Source organism: Oceanipulchritudo coccoides (assembly GCF_010500615.1).
GTDB classification, from domain to species: domain Bacteria; phylum Verrucomicrobiota; class Verrucomicrobiia; order Opitutales; family Oceanipulchritudinaceae; genus Oceanipulchritudo; species Oceanipulchritudo coccoides.
The window spans coordinates 534,440-551,644 of sequence record NZ_JAAGNX010000002.1; the positions used below are offsets into that span (position 1 = coordinate 534,440).

A 17,205-nucleotide genomic window follows, 5' to 3' on the forward strand; every position below is an offset into this window, starting at 1 on the left:
TCGATGATGTCACCACGTTTTCCTGTCCTGTTTCTTTCTTTGTTTTTGTGCACAGGGCTCTTCGCCAAGGCCCCGATCCCCTTTGCCGAGGAGCTCTTTCCGGAGCTGAAGGAGTTGATGACAGGTGCCGCGATGGATTCTCCCGGGCTCCGTTTGCTGGAGCTTCGGGTTGAGGAAAGAGCGGGCGATCTGGATGTTGCCATTGCCCAAAACCGTCCGAGTGCCCGTCTTAACGCGCGCCTACTGGGAAATTACGACGTCCGGGATGACATTGATAACGATTTTCGCGGTGACTTGAGTGCCGGTGTTACCATCAATCAACCCCTTTATCAGTGGGGCAATTTAAAGCGCCGAGTCGAAGTGGCTCGACAACGCCTTGAATTGGAGGGTGTGGAATACGAAAACCAGGGATCCCGTCAGTTCATGCAATTGCGCGAGGCTTACCTGAATTGGATCCTGATGCGCGAACGCCGCCGCATAACCCGTCAATCCATTGAGCTCTCGGAATCCTTCGTGGCCGCCCGGCGCCAGTTGCTGGAGGCAGGCCAGAGCTCTGAGCAGGATGTTCTGGAAATGGAAGCCCGTCTCCTTGAGAACCGTGAGTCGCTGGCCTTTGCCGAGAAATCTATCCGTAATCAGGAAGACACGCTTTCCCGGCTTAGCGGAATTTCCATCGCTCAAAGTGGACTAAAGGGTGCTCCGCTTACCTTGATTGAACCCATGTCGAGCGAGGAGTTTGCAGAGTTGCAGGCATCGGTTCGTCAAAGCCTGGGCGGAGTTTCGGATCCGCTACAATCCCGCTGGGAGATCCTTGAGCAAATTGAGGACGAGCAGCTGGCCATGTTGGACAAGCGCAACTGGCCCTTTGTCGACTTGGTGGCCGGAGCTTTTACCGATCAGCTGGACTCAATCAATCAGCAGGATTCCGTCACCCGAGTCCGATTTTATGCAGGCCTTCAGGTTAACTGGAACATTTTCGACAGCTGGCAAACCGATGGCTACAAGCGCAGCACACTCGCCCGGAAGCGGGCATACGCGCTTCGCAAGGAAGAAGCCTCCGATGATTTCAGCCGACAGGTTGATTCCTTGCTGGCAGAGATCCAGTTGAACTTGAAACAGATCGAGGCAAGGGGTAAGCGCGAAAGTCTGCTCGACCGGCGAGTCACGCTCCTGCGCCAACAGGCCGAGCGAAATCTCATCACCGGGATTGATCTAATCGAGGGTGAAATCAACTACCTCAATGTGCAGCAGTGGCTCATGGAAGCCCGTGTCCAATATCTTATGAACCTGATGCGCCTCGGGGTCCTGCTCGACATGGATCCGGCAGCTGCTTACTATACTCCGCAATCATGAATCGCTGGCTCAAAATTGGCATTCCCGTACTGGTCGTTCTTGTAGCGATATTTCTCCTCAATCGCCAATTTGGCATGACGGCCATCGTCGCCCCGGCTACGGGAGGAAAGGCGGTCAATGCTGTTACGGGGACTGTCGAGGTGCGGGCCAACGCGGATATTCGTGTCAAGGCGCAGCATCCTGGAGTCATTGTGGAAAACCGAGTCCAACCGGGTCAGGTTGTGGAAATTGATGCCGTGATTTCCGTGCAGGCTTCGGAGGATCTTGATCTGCAGATTGAGCAGGCACAGATACGGCTTGAAGCGGCACGGGCAAGGGAAGCGCTTGAGAGCACCAACAAAATTGATCTGGAATCCATTGAGGAGGAAATTGAGGGCGTTGCGCTCGCGGTGCAATTAAAGCAGGCCCCGGTTTCCCAATTGGAGAATCTGAAGCGCAACAAGCGAAAGACGGAGGTCTTTTGGAAAGCTGAGGAAATTCAGGAACGCGAAAGCCGGCGTCTGCTCGAAAACCAACTTGCCCAGCTCAGCCTGAAGAAAAACCAGATGATAACGCAGGCGCCCTTTGCCGGGACAATTGCTGAGATCAATGCCTTCAAGGGTGACTTGGTCAACGGTGGCCAGAATCTTGTGCGCCTGATTTCGCATGGGCGAATCGTGATCTTGAAGCTGACGGAAGAGGATTACTTTGGGGTACAAGAGGGCCAGCCGGTTACCTTGCGGCTGGCTTCCTATCCTGACCGCACTTTTGCGGGGACCGTGCAACGGCTTGAGGACGTGTCGGATTCCAACAGCAAGACGCGCAATGTATTCGTCACGGTTGACGCACCGGATTCCATTCTGGTCCCGGGCCTGACTGGTGAAGGGTACCTCGTCAAGGATGAGCGCGACAACGCGGTCCTCATTCCACGCCGGGCACTCATCGGCAATCTGGTCTATGTTGTCGATAATGGCTCGGTGGACGTTCGGCGGGTCCAACCAGGGTACATGGGGCTGAACCAGGCGGAGGTCCTCGAGGGAATCGAGGAAGGGGATTTGATCATTCTCGAAAACCAGAATCTTTTTAAACCGGGGGATCGTGTTGAAGCGGTCGAGTCCGGGAAGCGCTAAGCATAATGCGCCAGAACATCCTCATCGCCTGGCGGTTCCTCATCGCCAAGAAGCGGGCCATGTTGATGAGTCTGACCGGTATTGTTTTCGGAGTGGCCTTCTTCATCTTCACGCAGGCACAAACCACCGGTTTCGAATCTTTCTTTATCCGGACCATCCTCGGCACCAATGGCACGATCCGAGTCCAGGATGAATTTCAGAATTCCATCACCAGCATGGTTGTGGCAAGCGATGGGGCTGGCGGTTCCTTCGAGGTCCCCCTTCGCGAGGGTAGAAAATACCTGCCCGGTATCCGCAATCCCGAAGCACTGATCGATGCCATCAAGCAATTTGAAAGTGTTGAGGCGGCCACGCCGGTCCTGCGCGGGGATATCCAGATCTCAAGTGGTTTCCGGACCGAAAGCGGGCGCGTCATCGGGATGGAACCGAAGGAATACATTGAGGTTTCGGATCTTGAATACCAGATAGTCTATGGGGATTTGAGGACCTTTGCTGAAACGCCTGATGGACTGATCATGGGAAGGCGACTGGCTGAACGCCTGGAAGCAAGTCCCGGCAGTTTTATCCTTCTCAGCCACCTTGGCGAGACACGTCGGTACCGGGTGAGCGGTATCTTCGAGACCGGCATCGATTTTTTTGATAAGACACATGTCTTCACCCATCTTCAGGAAGCCCGTCGTCTCCTTAACAAGATGGACCGGGTCAGCTACATCCAGATCATGACCAAGGATCCGGATATGGCTCCGGCAACGGCCAGCCAGATGGAACATGCGCTCGGTCATTACGTGGCTAGCTGGCAGGAACGGGAAAAATCCTGGCTCGAGGTATTTCGCGTACTGCGGATTTCCTCGGCACTGTCCATGTCGACGATCATCCTCATCGCCGGCCTTGGAATGTTTAACACGTTGGCCATAATCGTCATGGAGCGATCCCGGGAAATCGCCATTTTGCGCTCCTTTGGATTCAGCAGGAATGACATTCTCAACATATTTCTCTATCAGGGTTTGATCGTTTATGTCCTTGGCACCCTCATCGGGTTTGTCCTTGCCGCAATCCTTACCCGAACTGCGGAGTCGCTTCCAATTCGCATCCGCGGCATCTTCTCAACGGACCACTTTCTCGTTTCCTGGTCGATCTGGCATTATGCCTCGGCAGCCATTGTAGCGGGGATTGTCGTTGTCATCGCTGCCCTGATTCCGGCCCGCCGCGCGGCCCGCACGGAACCGGGTGAAGTCATACGGGGGACGGGAGGCTGATCATGACGGAATCCAAGGAAAATCTGGTTTTGGAAACACGCGGGGTGCACCGCACGCTTGGGGAAGGTATCGACAAGGTGCATGTCCTGCGGGGAATCGATCTCAGACTTGAGCGGGGCAAGACCTACTCCATTGTCGGGCCCAGCGGTTGTGGAAAGAGCACACTCCTATACCTGCTTGGTTTGCTTGACCGTCCGGATGCCGGGGAAATCTGGCTTGCCGGGCAACGTGTGGATCACGCCGCGGAAGCGGAGCGTACCCGCATCAGGGGCCGCCGGATTGGCTTTGTCTTCCAGTTTCATTTTCTCCTGTCCGAATTTTCCGCTGCCGAAAACCTGACCCTGCCGATGCTCAAGCATTTGCCAATTGATCGCGAAACCGCCCTTGAGCGGGCCCGTGAGCTTCTTGGGCTCGTTGGCTTGGGGGACAAAACCGCGCGTAAGGGAAACCAGCTTTCCGGGGGTGAGCGACAACGCGTCGCCGTGGCCCGCGCGCTCGCTAATGACCCCGACCTCATCCTTGCCGATGAGCCGACGGGTAACCTCGATTACCAGAATTCAAAGGCACTTTTCGACCAATTGCAGGCCTTGGCCCATGAACTAAACCGGACCATCCTCGTTGTGACTCACAATCTCGACCTCGCAAGAGCCTGTGACCATTGCTTCCACATGCGGGACGGGCTTTTTGAATAGGCTGAAGCTGCCGTTCGGCCCTCAGGCGGTCTTTGATGTTTATCTGGGATTTTGACCGTCGACCGGGTCACATCGTGAGGAATTGCCCTCGGCGCTTTACATAATGGATACAGAATGTAAGACTATTCATATGGAATTCGACGCAAGTAAACGCAACTTCCCTCCTTTCTCACTCAAGCGTCTCATGGAGACGTCTTTCGGTAAAGGCTCAGGTGAACGCCTGTGCATTTTGATCGATTTGCCTGATCCGACCGAGGTCAAGGATTTCGCTTTTCTCGATAACCCTCGCCTCTCCATTCAGAATTACGGGCACAAGGTATTCTATCAGGGTTTCCAAAATGGCGGGCTCGAGGAAATGAATTACAAGGATGGTGACTTCTTCGCTTACAAGGAAACAGGAGGGAGCAATCTTGATATGGAGGATGAGTGCTACGACATTAACGGCAACAAGCTCAGTCTCGATAAGGATATTTATCCGAACTATCAGGTCATTCTGGTTGTCTCGACCTTTTCCGCGACGGCGCCCCTCACTGCCAAGGCAAAGGAGTTTGGTTTTCGTGGAGCGACCCTCCACGGGCTTAACCAGATCATTGTCGATACCGGGCTCAGTGTGAATTACCAGCAGGTCAGTGACGAGGCCGAGCTCCTCCGCCTCGGGCTGACGCAGGCGGACTGGTTTGAAATTGATTTTGAAGTGGAGGGTGTCACAACAACCTTGAGGCTCATCACGGACGGTCAGGAAGCACAGAAAAGCCATGGGTTGTGCCCTCCTGGCAAACCTGACGTGGCCAATCTTCCAGCTGGAGAAGTCTATTTTGTACCCGAGGGCGCTGAAGGGCAGTTCCCGTTCAAATACGACGAGGAAACCTTGGGCCTTCTCACCGTGAAGGATGGCAAGATCGTGAACAGTCGCCTTATCTATGGCGACTACGCCCTCATTGAGGAACACAATGCCAAATTGGTCGATGATCCAATGGTCGGGGCGATTGGCGAACTGGGTTTTGGAACACAGGTTCTTCCATTCAGTGGACGCGATATTCAGGATGAGAAAATCCTTGGTACCATCCATGTTGCTACCGGTCGAGACGATCATCTTGGCGGGAAATTGACGCCGGACATGTTCAAGGAGCACAAGAATGCCTCCCATGACGATGTTCTCTATGCACCCCACAAGACACCCGAGGTGCGTGTGCCCGAAGTCCGGATGCGCAAGGGTGGCGAGACGACGGTTATCATGGGCAATTATCGTCCCGGCAAGTTCATGGTCGACCTGCTGACCGCCGGTTCTTGAAGCCCGCTCCTTGACCTTCCAGAGACGTGGAGCTAAAAGGCTTTCCATGTCTAATCTTCCAGTCTTTTCAACTGACGGTGGCCAGACTTTGGCCTATCCCTTAGCCTCTGGATTTACGGCCTCCCGACTCGGCCTTGGCTGCATGCAGTTCGGCGGATCCTGGGAAGCCGGTGTGCCCATTTCGTCCGGAGACCGTGCCCGTGCCCGTGCCGCGCTGGAGACTGTCCTTGAGTTGGGCTGGGATTTCTTCGACCACGCCGATATCTATTGCCGGGGCAAAAGCGAGCAGTTGTTCGGCGAGTTAATCCGGGAAATGAAAGTCCCGCGCGAATCGATTATTGTTCAGGACAAGTGCGGGATTCGTTTTCCGGGTGAACCAAATGGCGACGAGCCCCATCGATTTGATTTTTCCCGTGAGCACATCATCGCTTCGGTAGATCAAAGTCTGAAGAGGCTGGGAATGGAATATCTGGATTGTCTTTTGCTCCATCGGCCTGACCTGCTGGCTGATCCCCATGAGGTGATGGAGGCGATTGCTTCCCTCCACGCTTCAGGGAAAGTGGCCTATTTCGGTGTTTCCAATTTCACTCCACCCCTTCTCGACCTGTATCGTGAGGCGGGGTTTACCCCCGTCGCCAACCAGATTGAATTGAATCTTCTCCGGACCAGCCTGCTCGATTCTTCCGTTGTTTCGCAGGATCGGCTCCCTGCTGACGGACACCCGGCGGATGGAACACTTGAATGGCACCGCATGCGGGGTGTCGTCACCCAGGCCTGGGCCCCAATGGCCTACGGATATCTCAGCGGCCGGGAACCGGACTGGGATCCTGAGCGGGTGGGAAAGACGGCCTCGCTCGTTAAGGAAATTGCCACAAAGCATGAAGTGGCACCCGAGGCGGTTGTTATCGCCTGGCTTCTCCGGCATCCCGCCATGATCCAGCCGATTATCGGCACACGCGAGCCCTCCCGGCTGAGGGCTTGCCATCAGGCCCTTTCGATTCAGCTCAGCCGTGAGGAATGGTATGCCCTCTACCTTGCCGGTCGTGGAACACCGCTTCCCTAACCAAGGCATTTTCAGCCTACTGAGCGGCTTCGCAGGCAATCGGAAAAACAAATGCGAATTTCTCCTTGCCTGAATGAGCAGGTGACCGCTTATTTCCTATTTCAATGCCCAAACGCACGGACATTGAAACAATCTTCATCATAGGATCGGGACCCATTGTCATCGGTCAGGCCTGTGAATTCGATTATAGTGGAACCCAAGCCTGTAAAGCCCTGAGGGAGGAAGGGTATCGAGTTGTTCTGCTGAATAGCAATCCGGCTACGATCATGACCGACCCGGATTTTGCTGACGTGACCTATATCGAGCCACTGACGGTGGAGATTATCGAGAAGATCATCGCAACCGAAAAACCGGATGCCTTGCTGCCGACCCTTGGCGGCCAGACCGCCCTCAATCTGGCGGTCTCTTTGTATGAAAAGGGTATCCTCGAGAAGTACGGGGTCGAGATGATTGGTGCCCGCTACGAGGCTATCCAGAAGGGTGAGGATCGGGAGCTTTTCAAGGAGGCGATGCAGAAAATCGGGCTCGACGTGGCGATCAGCCGCGTGGTCAACAACCTTGAGGATGCGCGTCAGGCCATGGAGGAGATTGGTACATTTCCGCTGATCAGCCGGCCAAGCTTCACTCTTGGCGGGACCGGCGGCGGGGTGGCCTACAATAAAAAGGACTTTGAAGAGCTTATCCAGCACGGTCTGGACGCTTCCCCAACACACGAGGTGATGATTGAGGAATGCCTCCTCGGGTGGAAGGAATATGAGATGGAGGTCATGCGTGACCACAAGGACCAGTGTGTCGTCATCTGTTCCATTGAAAATTTTGACCCCATGGGCGTGCACACGGGGGATTCCATCACCGTGGCCCCGGCCTTGACGCTGACGGATAAGGAATACCAGCTGATGCGGGATGCGTCCTTCGCCTGTATCCGTGAAGTCGGAGTTGAGACAGGTGGATCCAATATCCAATTCTCTGTTAATCCGGAGGATGGACGCATGGTCGTTATTGAAATGAATCCGCGTGTGAGCCGTTCCTCGGCCCTGGCTAGTAAGGCTACCGGATTCCCGATCGCCAAGATCGCGGCCAAACTTGCTGTTGGATACACCCTGGACGAGCTGCAAAACGACATCACACGCGAGACGCCGGCCTGTTTCGAGCCGACGATCGATTATGTCGTCACGAAAATCCCCCGCTTTACTTTTGAAAAGTTCCCGAACACGGATGACACCCTGACCTCTTCCATGAAGTCGGTCGGGGAGGCCATGGCAATTGGCCGTACCTTCAAGGAGTCCTTCCAGAAAGCCCTCCGCTCACTCGAAGTCGGTGCCCTCGGGCTCGGTGGAGGCGGTAAGTGGGGGAGCGACGAAATCACGGATATCGACCAGATCAAAGCCGGCCTGACCCGGCCGACCTGCCTGCGCCCGTATTTCATTCGTTATGCCTTCCGTGCCGGGTTGAGTGTTGAGGATATTTTCAACCTCAGTTTCATCGACCGTTGGTTCCTGCAACAGGTCAAGGAAATCGTGGACATGGAATCGACCCTTGAGGCGGCTGGAAAATCCCTTTCCCATCCGGTCCTGAAAATTGCCAAAGAGTACGGGTTTACCGACTTGCAGGTCTCCAATTTAACCGGTCTTGCCCAGACTGAAGTCCGTTCGATGCGCGATAAGAACGGAATCAATACGGTTTACCGCCTTGTTGATACCTGTGCCGCAGAATTCGAGGCCAAGACACCCTACTATTATTCCAGCTACGGTGATGAGAATGAAATCATCCCCAGTGACCGGAAGAAAATCATGATTCTTGGCGGGGGCCCGAACCGGATCGGGCAGGGGATTGAATTTGATTACTGCTGCGTTCACGCGAGCTTCGCGCTCAGCGAGCACGGTTATGAAACCGTCATGGTGAACAGCAATCCCGAAACGGTTTCCACGGACTATGACACATCCGACCGGCTCTACTTCGAGCCGCTGACCCTCGATGACGTCCTTGAGGTTTATCATCAGGAAAAGTGCCATGGGGCGATTGTCCAGTTTGGCGGGCAGACACCACTCAATCTGGCGACCCAACTGAAGGAGAGCGGGGTCAATATCATTGGTACGGATCCCTCCATGATCGATGCCGCCGAAGACCGTGAGATTTTCAAGGATATCCTTACCCGGATCGGCTTGAAGCAACCCATCAACGGGATTGCTTACGACGAGGCGACAGCGTTCGAGGAAGCGGAGCGTATCGGGTTTCCGATACTTTTACGCCCAAGTTTTGTTCTCGGGGGTCGCGGCATGTTCATTCTCTACAGCAAGGATGAGATGAAACAGGTCGTCCGCGAAGTCTTTGATGTGGCCCCGGGTAAACCGGTCCTTCTGGATAAATTCCTTGAGGATGCCATTGAGCTGGATGTCGACGCGATCAGCGATGGAGAAACGACAGTTATTGGCGGTATGCTCGAACACATTGAATTTGCCGGTGTTCACTCAGGCGATGCGGCCATGGTGCTGCCACCGCACACCCTTGGTCGCCAGATTCTACAGGAAGTCCGCGAGGCCACCTACGCTCTGGCCAAGGAACTGAACGTGGTCGGCCTGATGAATATCCAATACGCCATCAAGGATAATGACCTGTATATCCTGGAAGTGAATCCCCGCGCCAGCCGCACGGTTCCATTTGTTTCGAAGGCGATCGGTATACCGCTGGCCAAGTATGCATCACTCGTCATGGCCGGAAAGTCCCTGAAGGAACTCGGGTTTACGGAAGAGATCATCCCGGACTTCTGGGCCGTCAAGGAATCGGTCTTCCCGTTTGTCCGTTTTCCGGGTTCGCCCATCACCCTATCTCCCGAGATGCGTTCAACTGGGGAAGTCATGGGGATCGACGACGACCTTGGCATGGCCTTCGCCAAAACGCACATGGCGGTTGGTCCAGCCCTTCCGCGTAAGGGCAATATTTTTCTCTCGGTCAAGGACAGTGACAAGTCCCTCGCGGTCGATGTCGCAAGGAGATTTGCAGCGCTGGGCTTTGAGATTTATTCCACAAGCGGGACTAAAGATCATCTTCAGGAAAACGGGGTCAAGGTGAAGAATGTCCACAAGATCAATGAAGGGCGCCCCAATGTTGTCGACATGATCAAAAACGGTGAGCTTCACATGATCATCAACACACCGTCGGGAATGGTACCCCGCCAGAATGAGAATGTCATTCGCACCGAGGCCATCAAGCAGGGTGTGCCGATCATGACAACCCTCTCCGGCGCGCGCGCGGCAGTGCAGGCCCTCCAGGCACTGAATAAGCACGACCTTCAGGTGTATCCACTGCAACACTACCGAGACCGCATCCATTCTCCCTCCAAGTCCAAGTAGGATGAACGCCGCTTCGCCAGCCAAGCCGACTCTTGTCGCATTATTGCATGGCCCGGATCAACCGGGTCTTGTGGCAAAGACAGCAAACTGGATATACGAGCGGGATGGAAACATCCTTCATGCGGACCAGCATCGTGACGATGAAGCGGGAATTTTCTTCCAGCGGATTGAATGGGAAGCAGCCGGGGCAACCGAGGGGGAGAAGGAAGACTTTTCCAGCTTTGTGAAAGCTCTTGGGATGAAAGTTTCAATCGCGCAATCAAATGTCCTGCCGCGGGTCGCCCTGTTTGTATCGAAAATCGAGCACTGTTTTGTCGACTTCCTTGCCCGGTGGAAAATGGGGGACTTCCCGGCCGAGTTGGTGTGTGTTATTTCCAACCATACCGAACTCCGGTCGATCACCGAGTATTACGGACTCCCTTTTCATCACATCCCGGTTGGCAAGGAAACCAAGAAGGAAGCAGAGAATTCGCAAGTGTCATTGCTTCGTGACTACAAGGTAGATCTTGTTGTCATGGCCCGCTACATGCAGGTCCTTTCCGCGGATTTTCTCGCTACCTGCGGATGCCCGGTGATCAACATTCATCACAGCTTCCTGCCCGCCTTTGCGGGTGCCAAGCCGTACCACCAGGCCCATTCACGAGGGGTCAAGCTGATCGGGGCAACCGCTCACTATGCCACGGCCGTCCTCGATGACGGACCGATCATCCAGCAGGACGTTTCACCCGTCAACCACCGCCACTCCGTTCGGGATCTGGTCCGGCGCGGGCGCGACCTCGAAAAAAGCGTCCTTGCCCAGGCAGTCCGCTGGCACTTGGAGCACCGTGTCCTCGTCTACGGCAACAAGACCGTGGTGTTTGATTAGGCCGGGCCGGATCGGTCCTTCAGAGCTTCCTTCCCGCTGCTTCAGCGAACGGCTTCATTTGTTTCATCAACTCGGCAAATTGCTCCGGGTAAAGCGACTGCGCGCCATCCGACAGGGCTTCCTTGGGATCCACATGAACCTCGACCAGAATGCCATCCGCCCCGGCTGCGGCTGCGGCGTAAGCCATCGGGGCGACATAGTCCCGGACACCGGTTCCGTGGCTGGGATCAATCATGACAGGAAGGTGGCTCAGTTGCTTGAACTGGCAGACCGCGGAGAGGTCGAGTGTGTTGCGGGTACCGGTCTCGAAGGTGCGGATTCCACGCTCGCACAGGATAATCTTATTGTTGCCTTCGGCCGCGATATACTCAGCCGACATAAGAACGTCCTTGATGGTGGCGGCCATGCCGCGTTTCAGGAAGACAGGTTTTTTGGCCTGCCCAAGGGCGGTCAGTAAACGGAAATTCTGCATATTGCGGGCGCCGACCTGAAAGGCATCAGCATATTCCTCCACAGCTTCAACATCGGCAACCTCGACGACTTCGGTGATGACTGGTAACCCGGTTTCCTCGCGGACTTGCTTCAGGATTTTAAGACCTTCAAGGCCGAGTCCCTGAAAAGAGTAGGGGCTTGTCCGTGGCTTGAAGGCTCCGCCCCGCAAGCCATGTGCGCCGGCTGCCGCAACAGCTTTCGCCGTGGTTGACATCTGCTCGTAGCTCTCCACTGCGCAAGGCCCCGCAATGACGGCAAAGCCGCTCCCGCCGATTTCCAGGGAGCCCACTTTGACAATAGAATCCTCCGGGTGCATTTCGCGGCTTACCGCCTTGTAAGGCGCGAGAATCGGATCGACTCTCTCGACGGAGGGATGGCTCTCAAGGTGCAGCTCGCCCAGAAGCCGTTCATCTCCAAGTGCGCCGATCACAGTGCGCTCGCTGCCTGGCATGTAGAGCGGCTTGAGGCCCTTGGCCTCAATCTTGGAAAGGATTTCATCAGCCTCCGTCTTGGAGGCCTTGGGCTTAAGAACAATAATCATGGCGTTTAATAAGATTTACCGAAAACAACCCGTTGCTTGCTGGGCTTGCCCGTGAATATACAGGTGCCCGGCTCGGCTTCGTCGGCGTAGGGAATGCAACGCACGGTGACCTTCAGTTCCTTTTGGAGCTGGTCTTCCAATGCGGGGTCTCCGCAAAAGTGCGAGTAGGCGAATCCGCCGTGAATTTCCGGCTGTTTCTCGTTTTGAGGCGTGAAAAATGCGCGGAAATCATCAACGGAATCGATCACCTTGGAATTTGCTTCCCGGAAGTCGAGGGCGCGCTTGAGAAGGCCATCCTGAATCTCATCTAGGATTGTCGTGACCTTGCCGACAAACTCCTCCCTTGAGCAGCCCGCTTTTTCACCGGTGTCACGGCGAGCATAAAAGACGCCGCCCTTCTCCAAGTCACGCGGTCCGATTTCAACGCGGATAGGGGCTCCCTTCTTGACCCAGTGCCACATCTTTTCGCCGCCGCGAAGGTCGCGGGCATCCAAATGTATATCCAGCCTTTGTCCGTCCACCCAGGTGATGGCCGAAAGCTCTTTTTTCAGGGATTCGCATGCCTCCATGACAGGGCCACGGTGTTCATCTTTTGGAATGACAGGGAGAATGACCACCTGCGCCGGGGCGAGCCGTGGCGGAATGATCATTCCGTCATCATCACTATGGGTCATGACCAAGCCCCCGATCAGGCGTGTCGAGACCCCCCATGAAGTCGTCCAGGCAAACTGGGTGTTGCCCGTATCATCGAGGAACTTGATATCGCTGGCCTTGGCAAAGTTCTGGCCAAGAAAGTGTGAAGTGCCGGCCTGCAAGGCCTTGCGGTCCTGCATCATGGCCTCAATGCAAAGTGTGGAGACGGCCCCCGGGAAGCGCTCCCCTTCGGTCTTTTCGCCTCGGAGGACAGGCATCGCCATGTATTCCTCGGCGAACTTGGCGTATACATCGAGCATCTGGCGGGTTTCCTCCCATGCTTCCTTCTCAGTCGCATGGGCTGTGTGCCCTTCCTGCCAGAGGAATTCTGCCGTGCGGAGAAAAAGCCGGGTCCGCATTTCCCAGCGGACGACATTGGCCCATTGATTGATCAGGATCGGCAAGTCACGATAACTCTGGACCCACTTGGCATACATTTCCCCGATGATGGTTTCCGAGGTCGGACGGACAATGAGCGGCTCTTCGAGGGGCGATGCGGGATGCAGTTTGCCGTCTTTACCCATTTCCAGTCGCGAATGCGTCACAACAGCGCATTCCTTGGCAAATCCCTCCACATGCTGGGCTTCCTTTTCCAGATAGCTTTTCGGAATGAAGAGCGGAAAATACGCATTGGTATGGCCGGTTTCCTTGAACATCCGGTCGAGCACCCGCTGCATGTTTTCCCACAGCGTGTAGCCCCACGGCTTGATCACCATGCACCCGCGAACGGGAGAGTTTTCGGCTAGTTCAGCCGCCTTGACGACTTGCTGGTACCATTCCGGATAATTTTCCTCCCGAGTTGGCTGGATTGCGGTTCTTTTTGATGCTTTCGCCATGCATGAATTCATGGTAGCTTTCTTCTTCGGCTCAAGCTTTTGTCTGAATTACATGCTTGCGGGGAGGACGAAACCTTTAAAGGAATTACATATTATCTGCATAATTTCCATTTTATCATGAGAATGCTCAAATCATTCGTTCTTCGAATCATCCTGATCCTTTCCTTAACGGGAACAGTGAGTTTGTTGCTGATGGCACTCACTCTGGGCATCCAGCAAGATCAGGAAGGTTTGGTTTTTTGTGGAACCTTGTTTGGGATTCTCCTGCTCTGGGTCGGGATTAATGCGTATGTCGTCAAGAAGGTGGATCCCGAGCTTTCCGTCGAGGTCGCCCGCTTGCTCATCCCCTCAGGGGCAGTCCTGAGTATTTTCCTGAGTTATCTTCTGGCCATGATTCTCGACGACATGATCCCCGGGACGGAAGGAAAGCAGCACTGGATCGTCCTTTTTGTCGGTCTTGGCGTCGCTTTTTTCCTGTTTATCCGGTGGTTTGATATCAAATGGCTGCGGGCCGAGGACGAGATTCTCAACATCGAAGAGCGCAGTCGATGATCCCCATTATTTTCCAATAGCTCCCCGGATGTCTGGCAGGATCGTCAAGTTACCCGACTCAGTAGCCAACCAGATTGCCGCCGGGGAAGTGGTGGAGCGTCCAGTCGCGGTGGTCAAGGAGTTGGTTGAGAATGCCCTTGATGCGGAAGCCAAATCAATCGAGGTCCAGTTTGAAAAGGGCGGGAAGGCCCTCATGCGGGTGCTGGATGACGGTATTGGCATGACCCGTGAAGATGCCATTTTATCGCTTGAACGCCATGCCACGAGTAAGATTCGCGAGGTCGGTGACATCCTGAAAATCGGAAGTTTCGGGTTTCGCGGGGAGGCTTTGCCCAGCATTGCCAGCGTATCCCGTTTTACCCTGAAGACCCGCACCCGGGAGGCAGGCGAGGGGACCGAAATCCAAATAAATGCCAATGCTGCCCCGGTGATCAAGGATTGTGGAATGTCGCCAGGGACGGAAGTTACGGTGGCCAACCTTTTCCAGACCGTCCCGGCACGCCGGAAATTCCTGAAGACTGACCGGACGGAAGCAGCCCATATTCTTCAAATGTGCCGTTTGCTGGCGATTGCCCACCCGGAGGTGGGATTCAGCCTGGTGGAAGATGGGCATGAAGTATTTCGCTCGCCCGCCTGTCCGGATTACTCCCAGCGGGTCCGCGAGATCTTTGGGAAGCGACGCATGGAGGAGCTGCTGCCAATTGATTGTGAGGTGGATGGCATCCAGCTGAAGGGTCTGGTCGGGCGGCCCGGAAGCGCCCGAAGTACGCGTTCAGAGATGATTACCTATGTCAATGACCGGCCCGTGGACAGCCGTCTTCTTAACTATGCCCTGATCGAAAGCTACCACCGGTTTATTCCGCGTGGACGCTACCCGATGGCTTTCCTGTTTGTCGGGGTTCCTTCAGAGGAGGTGGATGTCAATGTGCATCCGACCAAGCGCGAGGTCCGTTTCAGGAATGAACCGAGGGTCCGGAGCGCGGTGATGAACGGACTGATTGAATTTCTTGGGGAACATTCGCACAAGAGCCTGCGGAGAGCGGAGCCGGTGGAATCGCAACAGACTGCTGATCAAGTCGAGCCGGGTAAGCAGACCGGCACATCCCCTTGGGAAGAGCCACGGCCCTTTCCCAGAATCATCGAGAAGCCTTTCGCTCCGGTGGCCGCTCCAGAACAAACTGCGAGAAAATCCGACCAGTCAGCCTGGCGCTTTTGCGGGACTTTCCGTCGCCATGTGGGGCTTTTTGAAAGTCCGGACGGACTGGTTCTTCTCCATGCCGCCGCCGCCCGTGAGCGCATCCTGTTTGAGCGAATTGAGGGGTCGCTTGCCGGTGAAAATGTCGCCCGGCAACCACTTTTAATTCCTTCAATGCTTGAGCTGAGTCCGGTCGATGCAGGCATCCTTTCCGATCAAATCCAGTTTTTTGACAAGATGGGTTTTGAAATCGAACCCTTCGGGCGACAACTCTTCCGCATTCGCAGTGTCCCGGCATGGATGCAAAGCGAGAATCCAGAGCAATTCGTTGAGGAGATCGTCAGCCGAATCCGGGAGCGGGGTATTCGTCCAGAGGATGCCCTTTCAGCGCGCAGCCTCGTTGCGCGCATGGCTGCGACCCGCGAAGCACGCGGGTTTCAGGTCAGTTCCCAGGGCGACTGGGAAAGCCTCGTGCGGAGCCTTCTATCCTGTGAAAATCCTCTATTGAATGCCCGAGGCAAGCCGACCTTCGTGGAAATGCGACACGGGGAGATATCGCGCAAACTGATGCTGGACGGAATCTCCCCTGAATCAGATGGCCTTGAGGGCGGCAGTTAATCCTTCGATGGCGATATCAATGTCTCCAGCTTCATGGGCGGTGGAGATAAAACAGGTTTCATAAGCGCTCGGAGGGAGATAAATGCCACGGTTGAGAGCTTCATGGAATAGCGTCTTGAAGTGGGATGTTTGGGAGGCAATGGCATCCGTGTAGTTCCTTACCGGGGAATCGGAAAAGAACAGGGCAAACATTGAACCGGTTTGCGGGACTTGCAGGGCAAGGCCTTTCTCCTTGGCCGCCTCCAGCAAGGCATCGCGGACCGCCTGGCCCATTTTGTCGAGCCGATCATAGGGGTTGGTCTCCACAAGCAGGCGAAGGGCGGCGATCCCCGCTGCCATTGCCAGTGGATTCCCGGAAAGGGTGCCCGCCTGATAAACCGGGCCGACCGGGGCAAGCTGTTGCATCAACTCGCGTTTTCCGCCGAAGGCACCCACGGGCAGGCCTCCACCGATAATCTTGCCCATGGCTGTCAGGTCAGGGGTGATACCGACTTTCTCCTGCACTCCGCCCGCCGCGAGGCGGAACCCGGTCATGACTTCATCGAAAATAAGAACAGAACCATAACGTGTACAAAGCTCCCGGAGCTTTTCCAGGAATCCCGGATCTGGAAGGATCAGGCCGCAGTTTGCCGGATAGGGTTCAACAATGACCCCTGCAATTGACTCACCTTCCTTTTTGAAGAGTTCCTCGGCTGCAGCCAGGTCATTGTATTCAAGAACGCGGGTTTCAGCGGCGAAGGCGGCAGGAATTCCGGCACTGTCGGGATTTCCCAAGGTAAGGGCCCCTGAGCCGGCCTTGACCAGCAGGGAGTCAACATGACCGTGAAAACAACCGGCAAACTTCACAATGACCGACCGTCCAGTGGCTCCGCGAGCAAGCCGTATTGAGCTCATTGTGGCCTCCGTTCCGGAATTGCAGAAACGCACTTGCTCCAGTGACGGGACCATCGAAACCACACGCTCGGCGATTTCCACTTCGTAGGGGTTTGGAGTGCCAAAGCTGGTTCCCTTTTCCAAAGCTTCCGCAATCGCGCTTTTGATCTCGGGGGGATTGTGGCCGTGGATGGCGGGCCCCCATGTGCAGACAAAGTCAATCAGTTCGCGACCGTCTGCCGTTGTCAGGCGACTTCCACTTGCTGATTGTGTGAAGAAGGGGGTTCCTCCGACTGATCGGAAGGCACGGACAGGTGAATTTACTCCGCCCGGGATTAGCCGGGAGGCTTTTTCAAACAAGGCTTTTGAACGCTCCATATCCTATCGGAACGAATTGAATGCGGTTTTGGCAATTCCCAATCCCTC

At 55.3% G+C, this 17,205-nt stretch carries 13 protein-coding genes; 10 read left to right on the forward strand and 3 right to left on the reverse strand.

The genetic code is table 11. The features are described from left to right. The first annotated feature begins 3 nt into the window (after nt 1-3). The 8 genes from G0Q06_RS07855 to purU all read left to right on the forward strand — a co-directional run bounded on the left by G0Q06_RS07855 (nt 4) and on the right by purU (nt 10,979). On the forward strand, nt 4-1,353 hold the full coding sequence (locus G0Q06_RS07855) for a TolC family protein (RefSeq protein WP_238710417.1): 1,350 nt from the start codon (nt 4-6) through the stop codon (nt 1,351-1,353). Then, nucleotides 1,350-2,462 (forward strand): efflux RND transporter periplasmic adaptor subunit, encoded by a 1,113-nt coding sequence (locus G0Q06_RS07860; RefSeq protein ID WP_163964166.1) that lies wholly within the window; start codon nt 1,350-1,352, stop codon nt 2,460-2,462. The genes G0Q06_RS07855 and G0Q06_RS07860 overlap by 4 nt, the downstream gene beginning before the upstream one ends. Before the next feature lie 5 nt (nt 2,463-2,467). Beyond that, on the forward strand, nt 2,468-3,718 hold the full coding sequence (locus G0Q06_RS07865) for an ABC transporter permease (RefSeq protein ID WP_163964167.1): 1,251 nt from the start codon (nt 2,468-2,470) through the stop codon (nt 3,716-3,718). Nucleotides 3,719-3,720: 2 nt separating this feature from the next. Beyond that, a complete protein-coding gene (locus G0Q06_RS07870; RefSeq protein ID WP_163964169.1) occupies nt 3,721-4,410 on the forward strand; it encodes an ABC transporter ATP-binding protein in 690 nt (229 codons plus the stop codon). A 130-nt stretch (nt 4,411-4,540) separates the two neighbouring features. Next, entirely contained in the window at nt 4,541-5,701 is a 1,161-nt protein-coding gene (locus G0Q06_RS07875) for a M29 family metallopeptidase (protein WP_163965618.1), read from the forward strand. A gap of 46 nt (nt 5,702-5,747) precedes the next feature. Then, entirely contained in the window at nt 5,748-6,764 is a 1,017-nt protein-coding gene (locus G0Q06_RS07880) for an aldo/keto reductase (protein WP_163964171.1), read from the forward strand. 104 nt (nt 6,765-6,868) lie between these two features. Beyond that, nucleotides 6,869-10,114 carry a carbamoyl-phosphate synthase large subunit gene (gene carB, locus G0Q06_RS07885; RefSeq protein WP_163964180.1) on the forward strand — a complete coding sequence of 1,082 codons (3,246 nt, stop codon included), beginning with the start codon at nt 6,869-6,871 and terminating at the stop codon, nt 10,112-10,114. 1 nt (nt 10,115) lies between these two features. Next, a complete protein-coding gene (purU, locus tag G0Q06_RS07890) occupies nt 10,116-10,979 on the forward strand; it encodes a formyltetrahydrofolate deformylase (RefSeq protein WP_163964181.1) in 864 nt (287 codons plus the stop codon). 19 nt (nt 10,980-10,998) lie between these two features. Here purU and aroF read toward each other — a convergent pair whose 3' ends face one another. Beyond that, on the reverse strand, nt 10,999-12,012 hold the full coding sequence (gene aroF / locus G0Q06_RS07895) for a 3-deoxy-7-phosphoheptulonate synthase (RefSeq protein WP_163964183.1): 1,014 nt from the start codon (nt 12,010-12,012) through the stop codon (nt 10,999-11,001). Nucleotides 12,013-12,017: 5 nt separating this feature from the next. Next, complete coding sequence (proS, locus tag G0Q06_RS07900) at nt 12,018-13,541, reverse strand: proline--tRNA ligase (protein WP_163964185.1); 1,524 nt, start codon at nt 13,539-13,541, stop codon at nt 12,018-12,020. Between the two features lie 117 nt (nt 13,542-13,658). On the opposite strand from proS, the gene G0Q06_RS07905 reads away from it, so the two are divergent. Together G0Q06_RS07905 and mutL are read left to right on the forward strand one after the other, a co-directional pair. Next, on the forward strand, nt 13,659-14,093 hold the full coding sequence (locus tag G0Q06_RS07905; RefSeq protein WP_163964187.1) for a hypothetical protein: 435 nt from the start codon (nt 13,659-13,661) through the stop codon (nt 14,091-14,093). 28 nt (nt 14,094-14,121) lie between these two features. Further along, nucleotides 14,122-15,906 (forward strand): DNA mismatch repair endonuclease MutL, encoded by a 1,785-nt coding sequence (gene mutL / locus G0Q06_RS07910; protein WP_163964189.1) that lies wholly within the window; start codon nt 14,122-14,124, stop codon nt 15,904-15,906. On the opposite strand, the gene hemL is transcribed toward mutL, so the two are convergent. After that, nucleotides 15,880-17,157, reverse strand: coding sequence for a glutamate-1-semialdehyde 2,1-aminomutase (hemL, locus tag G0Q06_RS07915; RefSeq protein WP_163964190.1), 1,278 nt, complete (start codon nt 17,155-17,157; stop codon nt 15,880-15,882). The genes mutL and hemL overlap by 27 nt on opposite strands. Nucleotides 17,158-17,205 lie beyond the last annotated feature (48 nt).

What these genes read in the sequence shown, in the direction of transcription:
- G0Q06_RS07855 (WP_238710417.1), top strand. Translation starts at nt 4, where the DNA reads ATGATGTCACCACGTTTTCCTGTCCTGTTTCTTTCTTTGTTTTTGTGC.
- G0Q06_RS07860 (WP_163964166.1), top strand. Translation starts at nt 1,350, where the DNA reads ATGAATCGCTGGCTCAAAATTGGCATTCCCGTACTGGTCGTTCTTGTA.
- G0Q06_RS07865 (WP_163964167.1), top strand. Translation starts at nt 2,468, where the DNA reads ATGCGCCAGAACATCCTCATCGCCTGGCGGTTCCTCATCGCCAAGAAG.
- G0Q06_RS07870 (WP_163964169.1), top strand. Translation starts at nt 3,721, where the DNA reads ATGACGGAATCCAAGGAAAATCTGGTTTTGGAAACACGCGGGGTGCAC.
- G0Q06_RS07875 (WP_163965618.1), top strand. Translation starts at nt 4,541, where the DNA reads ATGGAATTCGACGCAAGTAAACGCAACTTCCCTCCTTTCTCACTCAAG.
- G0Q06_RS07880 (WP_163964171.1), top strand. Translation starts at nt 5,748, where the DNA reads ATGTCTAATCTTCCAGTCTTTTCAACTGACGGTGGCCAGACTTTGGCC.
- carB (WP_163964180.1), top strand. Translation starts at nt 6,869, where the DNA reads ATGCCCAAACGCACGGACATTGAAACAATCTTCATCATAGGATCGGGA.
- purU (WP_163964181.1), top strand. Translation starts at nt 10,116, where the DNA reads ATGAACGCCGCTTCGCCAGCCAAGCCGACTCTTGTCGCATTATTGCAT.
- aroF (WP_163964183.1), bottom strand. Translation starts at nt 12,012, where the DNA reads ATGATTATTGTTCTTAAGCCCAAGGCCTCCAAGACGGAGGCTGATGAA.
- proS (WP_163964185.1), bottom strand. Translation starts at nt 13,541, where the DNA reads ATGGCGAAAGCATCAAAAAGAACCGCAATCCAGCCAACTCGGGAGGAA.
- G0Q06_RS07905 (WP_163964187.1), top strand. Translation starts at nt 13,659, where the DNA reads ATGAGAATGCTCAAATCATTCGTTCTTCGAATCATCCTGATCCTTTCC.
- mutL (WP_163964189.1), top strand. Translation starts at nt 14,122, where the DNA reads ATGTCTGGCAGGATCGTCAAGTTACCCGACTCAGTAGCCAACCAGATT.
- hemL (WP_163964190.1), bottom strand. Translation starts at nt 17,157, where the DNA reads ATGGAGCGTTCAAAAGCCTTGTTTGAAAAAGCCTCCCGGCTAATCCCG.